The organism is Crossiella sp. S99.2 (assembly GCF_023094165.1).
Classification (GTDB): Bacteria; Actinomycetota; Actinomycetes; order Mycobacteriales; family Pseudonocardiaceae; genus Crossiella.
The window spans coordinates 162,841-175,919 of sequence record NZ_JALMDK010000008.1; the positions used below are offsets into that span (position 1 = coordinate 162,841).

12 protein-coding genes are annotated in these 13,079 nt (G+C 67.6%); 4 read left to right on the top strand and 8 right to left on the bottom strand.

The genetic code is table 11. The features are described 5' to 3' along the window. Positions 1 to 1,077: 1,077 nt before the first annotated feature. Entirely contained in the window at positions 1,078 to 1,947 is an 870-nt protein-coding gene (locus tag MZC64_RS29265; protein ID WP_247762396.1) for a DMT family transporter, read from the bottom strand. A gap of 34 nt (positions 1,948 to 1,981) precedes the next feature. Beyond that, positions 1,982 to 3,229 carry a helix-turn-helix transcriptional regulator gene (locus MZC64_RS29270; RefSeq protein WP_247762397.1) on the bottom strand — a complete coding sequence of 416 codons (1,248 nt, stop codon included), beginning with the start codon at positions 3,227 to 3,229 and terminating at the stop codon, positions 1,982 to 1,984. 451 nt (positions 3,230 to 3,680) lie between these two features. Here MZC64_RS29270 and MZC64_RS29275 point away from each other — a divergent pair, with 451 nt between their 5' ends. After that, positions 3,681 to 4,541 (top strand): LysR family transcriptional regulator, encoded by an 861-nt coding sequence (locus tag MZC64_RS29275; RefSeq protein ID WP_247762399.1) that lies wholly within the window; start codon positions 3,681 to 3,683, stop codon positions 4,539 to 4,541. Positions 4,542 to 4,569: 28 nt separating this feature from the next. Here the strand turns inward: MZC64_RS29275 and MZC64_RS29280 are convergent, their stop codons facing one another. Beyond that, on the bottom strand, positions 4,570 to 5,313 hold the full coding sequence (locus MZC64_RS29280; RefSeq protein WP_247762401.1) for a 3-oxoacyl-ACP reductase family protein: 744 nt from the start codon (positions 5,311 to 5,313) through the stop codon (positions 4,570 to 4,572). 146 nt (positions 5,314 to 5,459) lie between these two features. Here MZC64_RS29280 and MZC64_RS29285 point away from each other — a divergent pair, with 146 nt between their 5' ends. Further along, positions 5,460 to 6,029 carry a TetR/AcrR family transcriptional regulator gene (locus tag MZC64_RS29285; RefSeq protein WP_247762403.1) on the top strand — a complete coding sequence of 190 codons (570 nt, stop codon included), beginning with the start codon at positions 5,460 to 5,462 and terminating at the stop codon, positions 6,027 to 6,029. Between the two features lies 1 nt (position 6,030). On the opposite strand, the gene MZC64_RS29290 is transcribed toward MZC64_RS29285, so the two are convergent. Next, the gene (locus MZC64_RS29290; RefSeq protein WP_247762405.1) at positions 6,031 to 6,501 is read right to left on the bottom strand and encodes a DUF2000 domain-containing protein; all 471 of its coding nucleotides are present in this window, start codon (positions 6,499 to 6,501) and stop codon (positions 6,031 to 6,033) included. Positions 6,502 to 6,572: 71 nt separating this feature from the next. Between MZC64_RS29290 and MZC64_RS29295 the strand changes: the two genes are divergently transcribed. Then, positions 6,573 to 7,043, top strand: a complete 471-nt coding sequence (locus tag MZC64_RS29295; RefSeq protein ID WP_247762407.1) for an Lrp/AsnC family transcriptional regulator — start codon at positions 6,573 to 6,575, stop codon at positions 7,041 to 7,043. A 58-nt stretch (positions 7,044 to 7,101) separates the two neighbouring features. Here MZC64_RS29295 and MZC64_RS29300 read toward each other — a convergent pair whose 3' ends face one another. Then, the gene (locus MZC64_RS29300) at positions 7,102 to 9,183 is read right to left on the bottom strand and encodes a discoidin domain-containing protein (protein WP_247762409.1); all 2,082 of its coding nucleotides are present in this window, start codon (positions 9,181 to 9,183) and stop codon (positions 7,102 to 7,104) included. Between the two features lie 11 nt (positions 9,184 to 9,194). After that, entirely contained in the window at positions 9,195 to 10,370 is a 1,176-nt protein-coding gene (locus MZC64_RS29305) for an MFS transporter (protein ID WP_247762410.1), read from the bottom strand. A 54-nt stretch (positions 10,371 to 10,424) separates the two neighbouring features. Here MZC64_RS29305 and MZC64_RS29310 point away from each other — a divergent pair, with 54 nt between their 5' ends. Then, positions 10,425 to 11,159: a helix-turn-helix transcriptional regulator gene (locus MZC64_RS29310; RefSeq protein WP_247762411.1), complete on the top strand. Its 735-nt coding sequence runs from the start codon at positions 10,425 to 10,427 to the stop codon at positions 11,157 to 11,159. Between the two features lie 151 nt (positions 11,160 to 11,310). Here the strand turns inward: MZC64_RS29310 and MZC64_RS29315 are convergent, their stop codons facing one another. Next, positions 11,311 to 12,357, bottom strand: a complete 1,047-nt coding sequence (locus MZC64_RS29315) for a nitronate monooxygenase family protein (RefSeq protein ID WP_247762412.1) — start codon at positions 12,355 to 12,357, stop codon at positions 11,311 to 11,313. After that, the gene (locus MZC64_RS29320) at positions 12,357 to 13,079 is read right to left on the bottom strand and encodes a CoA-transferase subunit beta (RefSeq protein ID WP_247762413.1); all 723 of its coding nucleotides are present in this window, start codon (positions 13,077 to 13,079) and stop codon (positions 12,357 to 12,359) included. The genes MZC64_RS29315 and MZC64_RS29320 overlap by 1 nt, the downstream gene beginning before the upstream one ends.

Consider the following 13,079-nt stretch of genomic DNA (forward strand, 5'->3'; position numbering starts at 1 on the left):
AGAACTCCCCGCCCCTCCCGCCCCTCCCCGTCCGAGTCCCCGCGCCGCATAGCCATAGTGAAGAGGCCCTGGCTGATTGCCAGGGCCTCTTTTGCTATTCGGTTGAGTCTATCGCTCCTGTGGGCTGTCCAAACCGTAAATGGCCGCCACGGCACGCGCCCACGCTGCGGACCGTGGCGGCGCGTTCTTCAACTGTTCGCGCGCCCACTCCTCAGGCGTCGGCACGCCAGCACGCCCAGGGCGCGCCTGAGGGCCCGTTGCGGTGCCGACCGGGGAACCGGCGCGCCGACGCCTGTTCGTGCTCTCTCCGGCCGTCTGAGGCCGTTCCACGGTGGCGGCCCGCCAGGCGTCGCCCTGGCGGGGGAGCGGCACTCGGACCGTGTCGCATTGCGACTGTCCACCCTGGACGGTCGTTCCGTGTGAATCGTGGCTCTCACAAGCGATCCGGGCGGAGGTCGACCGTCCCTTGTGCCGCCGTGGGTCCTCCTGATCAGGTGCCAGAACTCCGGCCTGGTGATCATCGCTGCTTCCTCGGTTCCCTGGTGTGTGAGCGGTGTCCGGTGGTGGGTTAGCGGCCGTGACCACCACCCCCGTCGGCGATCACGCCACAGGCCCGGTGAACGCCCGTGGTGACCTTCGGGTACGCGCCGGGTGCCATGCGTCGGTTAGCGGTCACTCCGGCCGCGTTCACGGCCGACCGGTTGGAGACGATGTTTCTCATTGCTGTTGGGGTCCTTTGCTCTTGGTTGCGACGCGCAGGATTGCGAGCCGTCCCTTAAGTAAGACCCCAACCTGTCGCAGCGGCTATGCCAACTTCGGAATAACGCATCCTGCACGGGACTAGCCGCAGGTCAGCGGCATGTGAGCGTGTGAGGGCCGCAAGGGCAGGGAGGGACCCGCGTCATGCTGGCGGAACCTGCGATGTGAGGGGGCTCAGCGAGGTTCTGAGACTGTGCCCCGGAGGGTCCCTGAACCGTGTTTGGGCTGGTTAGCCCAGGGACTTTGGGTCAGGGAGGGGGCAGGGAAAAGTCCCTGTCTCCCTGCCGCGTCCCTGGCCTGAGTCCCTGTGTGCCGCACCTATTCGGCCCGTGTCCGATTGGCAGCCAATGCCGATCCAGCCACAATGGCCACTAGTCCGATAGTGGTGCTCCATGAGACATGCTCACCGAGTAGCAACCAGCTCAGTATCACTGCGACGCCAGGCGACAGGTAGAAAGCCAATGTTGCCCGAGCTGGTCCGGCGTGCCTGATCAGGGAGTAGTTCAAGGTCAGTGTTACGCCGGTAAACACGATGCCCAAAGAGATAAGCGCGGCAATGCTGGCTGACGTCGGCTTGGCGTCCGGGAGTGCGAGTAGGCCCGGGATGAGTAGAACGACTACAGACACCAGCATGGCAACGGTTGCGATACCTAATGGCTCGGCGAAAGTGAGCTTCTTGTGAATCAGGAGTGCTCCACATGCGTAGCACAATGCCGACAGGACAAGCAATATCCCGCCAAGTAGAGCCTGCATGCCGCCAGTCAGGTCTATTCCGAACAAGAGTACCAAGCCAGCGAAACCGAGCAGCAAGCCGAGTAAACCAAGCAATCCTTGAGGTCGCTCGTTCGGTGCAAATTTCATGGCCAATACGGCGACGAAAAGCGGCTGTGAGCCAATGATTATGCCTGCCAACCCGGGCGACAGCCAATGCTGGCCGATTGTAAGCAGTAGCATCGGTGCCGTGGCTTGCAGTAGCACGGTTAGCAGCACCCATCCGGGCTGCTTCTTGAGTGCTGGCAACACTCCTTGTTTCAGTGCAAAAGGAAGCAGAAACAACGCCGCCAGTGCTACCCGAATCAAGACCACCAATACGGGAGGAAATCCGCGTAGTGCCACGTCAATAACCAGATATGCTCCGCCCCACAGTAAAGCCAGCGCGCCAATTCCAGGCCATACCCAGCGGTTCATGTGGTGCTGCAATCAACGTTGCGCATGGTCCGGCCTATTGCACCTTATCGGTTAGGGATTGGACGATCTCCAGGTTAGCGTATGGCTTGAAAGCCGGTAGTAGTTCGCGTATGCGGCGCTGATTCCGCCTCGAATCGGTCAGAGTCGCTAGCCGCCAGGCTTCATGGGCGGTGTCAGCGGCTGCCTCAGGTTCGGGCGCAGGTGACTTGCCGGAGTCCAGAAGGTGAGCCGCAGCCAGGTCGATAAGCGTGCCGGAACGTTCTCGTACGTACTGCTCCGGAAGCATTTCGCATGCCGATTCAAGAGCGGTAATCGCGGCTGAGGAATCGCCAAGGCGGAGTAGGCAGCGGCCTTTAAGTCGAGTAGCATGCTCTGGGCTGTTATAGAAGCCAAGCCACTGCGGCACGCTATCCGATTGTACGGCATCAAATAGCCGTTCCGATTCCATGAGTGCTTTCGCGCCTGCTTTTTGGTCGCCAGCAAAAGCATGGGCTTCGGCCAACGCTTCGTAAAGCCAGGATCGAACCGCCGGATTAACGTCGAAGCGTGGCGTATTAGCAATCCTCAGTGCACAGTCAAGCAGTCGTATTGCTTCACTTCCCCGTTGGGCATGAAGGTGAATGTAACTCATCACGCCGAGTACGTAAGAATGCAAAGTCGGATCTTCGGCCTCTTCGGCGCTCGATAGTGCAATTGAGCAGAAATGTCGGGCCGCCGTATAGTCCTGACCGTCAATCGCAAGCCAAGCCGCTAGTTGTGCCGTGTCGCCCAGCAAGGCTATATACGGCCCGTACAACTCGGACGACACTTGATCAGATACTGTCATCAGGCGGTTTAGATGGGTAATAGTGTCGCCATAGACCGCGCGGGCACCGGCCTGATAGTCAATCTGTCGATAGTTTTTGGTCAGGGATTCGTAGTGCGCCAGTAGCTCAGCTCTCATGGGCATTCTCCCATGGTTATTTGCTGACGGAACGAGTATATTGTGATGTGTGCCTAGTGTTATCAATCCGAACGTGTCCATCCCAGTGGACGCGACTACAGAGCCGTCCCTGGGTGCTGGCGTAATCAGTTCGTCGTGGGTCGCGCGTGGTGGTTCCAGTCGGCTTTGCCCTGGAAGATCGAACCACAGCAGACGCTGCGGAAGATGCAGAATCTTGGCGAAATTCTGGAGGATTTCGAGATTTTGCTCTGGCTTGCCGTTTTCGATCTTGCTAATCTGCGCCTGTGTCATGCCGAGCCAGCGTCCCAGAAGTTCCTGGTTAAGCGCCTTGCCGAACATCTGGAGATGGTGAGGGTGATAGCGGTACGACCTAAATACCCTGCCCATGTGTCGACTCTCGAAAGCTGCTCGGAAGTCTTCAGTCTCGAAAAATTCGTCCCTGAGAATCGGTGGCGTACAAAGCTGATCGCGTTGGTCCCTGTGGCACCTACTGCACATGCGCGCGTTGTTGTCGGCCGCGAGAACTGATCCGCAGCCAGAACAACGACGGCGGTCGCTGGCCGCACGGCTTGGGACACCTCGCTGTAGGCCCGGAGAAGTCATCTCGCGATCCCCCACTGATGTCAGAGTTGATCTGCGTCTGACCAGCGTACAACCCTGGCGGCCTTCCAGAACGGCGCGCGGCACGTCAAGCCGACAGTAGATGATCTTCCGTGGCACTACTGTCGACGTCCGACGTGTTTGCGCAGCTCAGCGCGTGGTTGCTGAGTGCTGTAAGAAGTGCGTAGTTGTGGCCGAGGAGCTGAGCTTCACCAGGGCGGCCAGCGACCGGCTGTTCATCGCCCAGCCCACGCTGAGCCGCCAGATCCGCCAGCTGGAGACCCAGCTGCGCACCGAGCTGTTCGACCGGGACCGGCGCACCGTGGCGCTCACCCCCGCCGGGGCCGCGTTGCTGCCGCTGGCCAGGGAGCTGCTGGAGCGCTGGGAACAGGCGCGGCGGCAGGTCGGCGAGGTGGCTTCCTGTTGTGACACCGTGCTCACCGTGGGTTTCCAGACCCGGATCGGGCGCGGGCTGATCCCCGCCGTGACCGCCCGGCTGGGTGCGGTGCTGCCGCAGTGGCGACTGAGTTTCCGGCAGGTCAGCTGGACCGACCCGGCCGCCGGGCTGCTCGACGGGCAGACGGATGTGGCGATCAGCTGGCTGCCGGTGCCCGCACAGGCCGGACTGTCCTGGAAGGTGGTGAGCACCGAACCGCTGTGGGCGGCGCTGCCCGTCGGGCACCGACTGTCCACTTCGGACACGGTGTCCTTCGCCGAACTCGCCGGGGAGCCGTTCGTCGCGCTGCCCGCGAACGCGGGGCTACAGCGGGACTTCTGGCTGGCCACCGAGTATCGGGACACCCCGGCGCGGATCGGGGTGGAGGCCGCGACCGCGGAGGAAAGCTTCGAGGCGGTGGCCGCTGGGCTTGGGGTGAGTCTGCTCGCCGCGGGCAATGTCGAGCTGTACCAACGACCTGACGTGATCTGCCGCCCGGTCACCGGTCTGCCGCCCGCCGAGCTGGCGGTGATCTGGCGGAGTGAGGATGACCGGGAGGCGATCCGGGTGTTCGCCGAGTCCTGTGTGCAGTGCCTGTGCGACCGCGCGGCCTGAGCGGAACACCCGGATCGAGCCGGTGTGCTCAGGCGCCGAAGCCGCCGTCGATGTCCAGGCTGGTCCCGGTGATGAAACTGGACTCCGGGCCGGCCAGGTAGGCCACGAAACTGGCCACCTCCTCGACGGTGCCGTAGCGCGGCAACGCCATCAGCGCGCGCATCGTGTCCGCGATCGGGCCGTCGGCCGGGTTGAGTTCGGTGTCCACCGGGCCGGGCTGCACATTGGTCACGGTGATCCCGCGCGGGCCGAGATCGCGGGCGAAGCCCTTGGTGAGACCGTCCAGGGCGGCCTTGGTGGCGGCGTAGATCGCGCCGCCCGGCACCGGCATGCGGTCGCCGTTGATGCTGCCGATGGTGATGATCCGGCCGCCGTCGCGCAGGTGTGGCAGGGCCGCCTGGACCGCGACGAACACCGCGCGCACGTTGACCGCGAAGGTCTGGTCGAAGTCGGCCAGGGTGGCCTGGTCGACCGTGGCCCAGCGGCCGCCGCCGGCGTTGTTGACCAGGATGTCCAGCCCGCCAAACTCGGCCACGGTCTGGGCCACGGAGGCGGTCACCTCGGCTTCTGAAGCGGAATCCGCTTTGATCGCGATCGCGCGCCCGCCCGCCTCGGTAATGGTCCGCACCACCTCGGCCGCGCGGTCCGGTGAGTTGGCGTAGGTCAGCGCGACCGCCGCACCCTCCCTGGCCAGCCGGATCGCCACCCCGGCGCCGATTCCGCGTGATCCACCCGTCACCAGCGCGACCCGACCGGCGAGCTGCTGTGCCATGACCTGCTCCTCAACCACGATTATTTATCGGTCGGTACAGATTTACGGCTGGCGGGCGGGTGCTGTCAAGCTTATTCTGTACCGAGTGGTAGCCGTTACGGTGGCGGAGGTGTGGGATGCCTGCTGGTAGGCCGCGGGAGTTCGACATGGACGCTGGGCTGGATGCGGCGCTGCGGGTGTTCTGGCGGCAGGGGTACGCGGGCGCGGCGCTGACCGACCTGACCGAGGCGGTCGGAGTCAACCGGCCCAGCCTGTACGCCGCCTATGGCAACAAGGCCGAGCTGTTCCGCCGGGCGCTGGCGCACTACTCCACGCACTACGCCACGCATATGAGCGAGGCGTTGGCGCAGCCCACCGCGCGGGAAGCGGTCGAGGTGTTCCTGCGCGGCGCGGTCACCGTGACCACGACCAAGGGCTGCCCACGGGGATGCCTTGGGGTGCAAGGCGCGCTGGTGTCCGGGCCGGAGAATGCGGAGATCCGGGAGGAGCTGGCGGTGTGGCGGCGGGATGGGGAACTCGCGCTGCGGGAGCGGTTCCGGCGGGCTCGGCGGGCAGGGGAGTTGCCGTCCACTGTGGATCCGGCTGACCTGGCTCGTTATGTTGGCGCGCTCGCGTTCGGGGTGTCGGTGCAGGCGGCGGGTGGGGCGTCCCGGGCGCAGCTGGAGCGAGTGGTGGAGCTGACGCTGCGCGCCTGGGACGGCATGGTGGCGGGATAGTTCAGCGCAGCAAGGGAAGTCCGCCGACCAGCTTGTCGATCCGGTTGCGTGGGCCGGCGATGGTGATCGCGCGGTAGCGGATGTCCTCGGTGCCGGCCAGGGTGTCCTGGTACTCGTCGTAGACGCGGCTGGTCTGGGCGAGTTCGGACATGTCGGCGACGAAGATGTCCGGGCGGTCCTCGGCCTTGGCGCGGATGCGGGTCAGCGCGGCGGCGTCCGCGGCCAGGATCGGGCAGCCCAGCCAGGGCAGGCCGGGGTGCACGCTGCCGGAACCGTCTTTGGTGTCGGGGCCGAGCACGTTGGGCAGGGCCCGGCCGATCACCGCGCCCAGGCAGGCGGTGGCGTTGGCGATCAGGCCGGCGGGCAGTTCGGCGTCGACGACCATGACCCACTTGATCCGGGTCTGCCGGGTGGACTGGTCGGTGCGCAGTTCTTCGGTGACCAGCTCAGATGGCGTGCTAAATGCGGACATGACTCCGAAGGCTAGGCGGTTCAGCGGTATGATCGCGCGGTAATCGAACTTAATTCGGAGAGAAGCCTGATATGTACAAGCTCGACGAACTTGATCAGGCGTTGTTGCGGGAACTCCAGCGGGATGGTCGGCGCACCAACCGGGAACTGGCTGCCGCGACCGGGGTTTCGCCGTCCACCTCACTGGAGCGGGTGCGCGGGTTGCGCGAGCGCGGGGTGATCAGCGGGTTCCGGGCCGAGGTGGATCTGGACCGGATCGGGCGGCCGGTGCAGGCGCTGATCGCGGTGCGGATCCGGCCACCGTCCCGGCCGCGGATCGAGGCGTTCCGGGAGTGGGTGACGGGATTGCCGGAGACGGTGGGGGTGTTCGTGGTCTCCGGGGGCGAGGACTTCCTCATCCACGTGGCGGTGCCGGACAACCACAGCCTGTACGCGTTCGTGATCGACCGGCTGACGGAGCGGCCGGAGGTGGTGGATGTGCGGACAAGCGTGGTGTACGAACACATCCGCAGCGCGGTAGTGGAACCCGCCGAGCTGGAGTGAAAACCCGCCCGCGTGTTGGCTGAAGCTGTACGCCACGTTGGCTGTTGTGGCACGCGGTCTAGGGGGTTCGCCAGGATTGGAAGGCGGTCAGGCCGAAGGCGGTGCCCGGTTTGGGTTTGGCGACCACGCGCAGCGCGGTGGTGTCCAGGGTGGGGAAGGTGATCCGGGTCAGGTCGTTGCCGACCGGGGTGGCGTGGCTGCGGCGCTGGCCGGGGATCTCGGCCCAGGTGCCGTCGGATCGCTTGTGCTGCAAGGAGAATGAGGCCGGGGGTTGGACGCCGCCGCGGTCGTCGTAGAAGTAGAGGCGGACGTCGGAGGTTGGGGTGGGGCGGCCGAAGTCCAGGGCCAGCCAGTCTTCGGGGTTGGGGGAGCGGTAGGTGGTCCAGCGGGTGCCGGGGACGTCTAGGAAGAAGTTCTGGCCGTCGTTGGCTTTGCTGGGGGCGTCGCCGGGGTTGGCGTAGGAGGCGGTGGCCTGGGGGAAGCCTTGGGTTGAGGGGTTGGCCGCGTCGTCGATCTGGTGGAGGAGGGGGTGGCGGGGGCCGTCGGGGACCGGGATGCGCAGGGGGCCTGGGGTGGGGCGGGTGGCTACCGGCTTGCCGTCGAGGTAGACGCGGAAGCCTTTGCCCTGCTTGTACTTGGTGCCGTCCTGGTCCCAGAGGACAGTCAGGTTGCGGCCGCGGTACGGGAGGTTCTCCACGGCGAAGTGGGTCCAGGACTTGGGGGTCAGGGGGTGGATCAGGACGGAGGCGTCTGGTTGGGGGCGGATGCCCAGCAGGCCGGAGAGGACCAGGTCGGTGTAGGTGGAGTGGTTGTAGTCCTGGCTGTGGCCTGGGGTGTCGTACATCCATTGTGGACGGTCCGGGTGATGGGCTTCGGCCACGTGGGGGCGCCCGTTTTTGTACTGGGTCTGGGCGTAGCGGCGTAGGGCGGTGTAGTAGTCGTCTTTGTCTACATAGGACTGGGGCGGGTACTCGATCAGCAGGTTGGCCAGGGCGGTGAGGGTTTGGCTGGTGGCGTAGGGCCAGCTGGGGCCGTCCCAGCGGCAGCAGCCCTTGTCCGCCTCGTGCATGAACCAGGGACTGCGGCGTTCCACGGTGGGTGGGCCGTAGGGAGCGTCGAAGCCCTGGGGGTCGGTGAGTTGGGACCAGGCGGCGGCATTGCCGGCGGGGGCGGTGCGGAAGGCCCAGGGGACGAAGCCGATCTGTTCGCGGTCGGCGATCTTGAGGTGAGCGGGGTTGTTGTCGCGCATGACGTGTTTGTAGAAGGCGGATTGGGGGTCCCAGAGCCATTTTTGCTGGGCGTCGGAGAGGTCTTTGGCTCGTTGGGTGAAGTAGGCGGCGGTGGTGTGGTCGCCGGTGCGGCGGGACAGCGCGGCGATGGCTCGGGCGTCGGCGATCTGGTAGGTGTTCAGGGTGGGGCGGAAGCCGTCGCCGCCGTGGTAGGGGTCGGGGCTCTGGTAGGAGCTGGCGGTGTACTCCATCGCGTCCCAGACCGGGGTTTGCCAGTACAAGCCGGTGCTGGTGTCCAGTTGCGGGGACCAGCGGTCCCAGTGCCTGCGCAACTCGGGGAGCAGGTCGGTGGCGAAGCGCCAGTCGCCGGTGATCTCCGCTCTGGCCACGGTCGCGTCCGCCAGCCAGCTGGAGTACTGGTGCGCCCAGTCGGTGGTGTTCTTGTTCAGGAACTCGGTGGCGGGTTTGGGGCCGGCGCCGTTGCCGCGCAACCAATAGCGCAGGTAGTCGTCCAGGTAACGGGTGTCGCGCAGCCAGCGGCCCTCGTACACGTGGTGGCCGGCGGCGGCCACGATGCCGCCGCTGGGCGCGGAATAGCCGACCGGGCCGAGGAACTCGCTGACGATCCAGCCCTCGCGCGGGCCGGTGTACTTCAGCGCCTCCTGGTAGACCTTCCAGCGGTAGTAGTAGATCTCCCGCACCTGCGCGTCCGGCAGGTCCACGAACGGGATGTTCGCCTTGAACCAGCCCGGTTCCGGCAGATCGCCGAGCAGGCGATCCTGGTCCAGGAAACGCGTGCCCGCCCCGACCGATGGGTAGGGACCGGCGGGCGGGGCGGCGTGACCGGGCAGCGTGGTGAGGCCGAGTCCGGTGCACAGCGTCAGCACCAGCGCGGCGATCCGTCGTGGCATGGGTTCGAGTGTTACCGGGAACCGGCGCGGGCCGGGTCGTTGTGGCCGACAACGGTCAGCTCCGGCTCGGGCAGCCGGCGGCCCAGCAGCCAGGCCGCGGCGGGCAGGACCACCAGGCAGGCCAGGGTGACCTGCAGCGAGGTGGCGTCGGCGAGCAGGCCCAGCAGTGGCGCGAACACGCCGCCCGCGCTGACCGCCAGGCCCAGGGTGACGCCGCTGGCGGTGCCGATCCGGTTCGGCAGGTAGTCCTGGCCCAGGGTGACGTGCAGCGAGAACGGGACGGAGAAGGCGATGGCGGTGGCCGCGATGAACAGGTACAGGGCCGGACCGGGTACCAGCACGACTCCGGCGAGCGCCGGAACCGCGCTGGCGTAGGAGATCCACAGCACCCGGACCCGGCCCCAGCGGCGGGCCAGCCTGCCGCCGAGCATGGTGCCCAGCGCGCCGGCGGCGTACAGCACGAACAACGCGGCCGCGCTCGCGGTGGCGCTGGCGTGCACCCGCTGCTGGACGAACAGGCCGAGGAAGGTGCTCAGGCCGATGTAACCGATCGAGCGGACCACGATCACCGCGGACAGGGTGCGGAAGGCAGGCCAGTTGTCCTTGCCGGGCTTGGTCTTGTGGGCGCTGGGGGCGGGGGAGTGCTTGCCCAGCAAGGGGAGGGTGGCGAGCAGGCCGATCGTGGTGAGCACCAGCAGGAGCGGGGCCGCTTGCAGGCCGCCGAGGGCGAGTACCGGGGCGGCCAGTACCGGGGCCAGGGCGAAGCCGATGTTGCCGCCGACGGAGAAGGTGCTCATACCGACCGGGTCGCCGCCGGTGACCGCGCGGGCCAGCCGGGCCGCCTCCGGGTGGTAGGCGGCCACGCCCAGGCCGCTGAGCGCGACCGCGGCGAAGGTCAGCGGATAACTGTCGACCAGGCCGGCCAGGGCGATGCCCAGTCCGGCCAGCACCAGGCCGATCGGGGCCAGCCAGGGCAGTGGGCGGCGGTCGGTCCACAGGCCGAACAGTGGCTGCGCCACCGAGGACAGCAGGCTCGCGGCCAGCGCCAGGCCGGACACCGCGAGGTAGCCGTAACCGCGCTCGGCCACTAGGAACGGCACCAGCACCGGCACCGCGCCCTGGAACAGGTCGACACTGCCGTGCCCGACCGCCAGCAGCAGCGTGGGCACTCGTCGTGAGGTCTGCATGGGCTTCAGCCTGCCCCTGGGCCGGGCGGCGTGCTTCCGGTAAACTGCCAGACAATGTCGAAATCCCGCCATATGCCGGTGGCGCCGACCACACACAAGGAACTGGCCGCGGGGTCGGGCATCGACGCGCACCGGCACGACGACCACCAGATCCTCTACGCCGCCACCGGGGTGCTCGCGGTGCGCACGGACGCGGGCCGGTGGCTGGCCCCGGCGACCAAGGCGCTGTGGGTGCCGGCCGGGGTGACGCACGAGCACCGGGCGTACGGGCGGATCGACCTGCACCTGATCGGCCTGCCGCTCACCCAGAATCCCCTCGGTCTGGACCAGCCGGCGGTGCTCGCGGTCGGGCCGCTGCTGCGCGAGCTGATCATCGGCTACACCGCCTTCGGCGACCGGGACACCCCGGAACGGCGGCGGCTGCTGACCGTGCTGCTGGACCAGGTGCGGCAGTCGCCGCAGGAGCCGATCCGGCTGCCCGCGGCGCGGGACGCGCGGCTGGCGGCGGTGTGCGCGCGGCTGGACGCGGATCCGGCGGACGGGCGCACGCTGGGCGAGTTCGGGGTGGAGTTCGGCGCGAGTGAGCGCACGCTGTCCCGGCTGTGCCGGGCCGAGCTGGGCATGTCGTTCCCGCAGTGGCGGACCCAGTTGCGGTTGCAGCACGCGTTGATCCTGCTGGCCGAGGACCTGCCGGTGACCACGGTGGCGCACCGCTGCGGCTGGGCCACACCGAGCGCGTTCATCGACGTCTTCCGCCGCGCCTTCGGCCGCACCCCGGGCCGAGCCTAAGCCACAAGCCGCCAGCCCGGTCCGCAACCCACCCAACGTCGAGTTGGGCAAAGCCGTACGCATAGTTGGCCCAACTGGGCGTACCACTTGGCCCAACTCGACGGCGGACGTCGACCGGATCGAGTGGGCGGCGGCACTTCCGGTGATCTGGTTAGGCGGGGTTGTTGCGGCGTAGTACTTCTTCGGCTTCGGTGACTAGGTGTTCGATGAGTTCGGCGCAGGTTGGGAGGTCTTCGAGGAGGCCGACGACCTGGCCGGAGGCGAGTACTCCGGCGGCGGGGTCGCCCTGGACGAGACCGGCGCGTAGCAGCATGGGGGTGTTGGCGGCCATGATGGTTTGCGCCCAGCTGAGTTTTTTGTTGCGGCGTAAGGTGATTCCTTCGCGGATCAGGGTGGGCCATGGTTGGCCGGTGAGGCGGCGGAAGCGGCGGGCGTTGGCCAGGGCGCGGAGCAGGCCACGCAGGTTTCCGTTGTGCTCCAGGCGATCCACCAGTTCGGTGCGCAGCACCCGGTGTGGCAGGCCGTCGACCTTGTGCGTCACCACGGTGCCGTTGAGGTCGTGTGCCAGGTAGCGCTGTTTGACCGCGTCCGGGACCGGGCTTTCCTGGGTGAGCAGGAACCGGGTGCCCATGGCGATCCCGGCCGCGCCGTAGCAGAGCGCGGCGGCGAGGCCGCGGCCGTCGAAGAAGCCGCCGGCGGCGATCACCGGCAGGTCCACCGCGTCCACCACCGCGGGCAGTAGCAGGGTGGTGGCGATGCCGCCGGTGTGGCCGCCGCCCTCGTTGCCCTGCACCAGCACCGCGTCCGCGCCCCAGTCCGCGACCTTGCGGGCGTGCCGGGCCGCGCCCACCGAGGGGATCACCACGATCCCGGCCGCCTTGAGCTTGGTGATCAGCTCGGGTTTCGGGGCCAGGGCGAAGGAGACGACCCGGACTTGTTCGCGGATCAGCAGGTCCACCCGGGCCGCGGCGTCCTGCGCGTCGGCCCGCAGGTTGACGCCGAACGGATTCCTGGTGCGGGACCGGGTTTCCCGGATCGCGTGCTCCAGTTCAGCGAAGGTCATGGTGGCGGAGGCGAGGATGCCCAGGCCGCCCGCGTTGGCGGTGGCCGAGACCAGCCGGGGGCCGGCCACCCAGCCCATGCCGGTCTGCACCACCGGGTGCCGCACGCCGACCAGGCGGGTGAGCGCGGTGTCCATCACGGCACCTCGCGGTCGCGCCGGGCCTGCGGGTCCAGCTGCCGGATCAGTGCCAGTTCGCGTTCGTCCGGCCGCCGGGTCTCGGTATGACCGTTGATGTGCAACGGGAATCCGGTCTGCTCCAGGACCTCTTCGACGGTAACGCCGGGGTGTACCGAGCGCAGGCGCAGGGTGCCGTCCGGGCCGGTGAAATCGAGCACGGCCAGGTTGGTGACCACCCGGTGCAGGTCGTGGAAGCGGCCGGGATCGCGATCGGTGCCCACGCCGGAGACCAGGTCCACGGCCGGGACGAACACGCGTTTGCTGTGCCGCGGCACCCAATAACTGGTGCGGTGGTTGACCGTGTTGCCGGGGGCGCCGCGCACGCCGAGCAGTTGCCGGGTGGGCTGTTCGTGCGGGCCGATGCAGGAGATGTTCTGGTTGCCGTGCCGGTCGATCTGGTTGGCGCCCATGATTACGTGCCGGCGGCCGTGCGCGACCACGTCGAAGACCTGGCGGTAGGGCAGCCAGCCCTCGGCGGGCGCGGACTCGCCGAGGGCCGGCGTCCCGGCGAGCAGGGTGGCCTCGCCGTCACTGAGCAACAACTCCGGAGCGGTGGTCAGCCGGGCCAGCCGCGCGCCCAGGGTGGGGATCAGGCCCATCGGGCTGGCCAGGATCTCGCCGTCGTCGCGGAACAGGTCGGCGCAGGCGGCCACGCACACCTCGGCCCTGGTCGCGGTCAT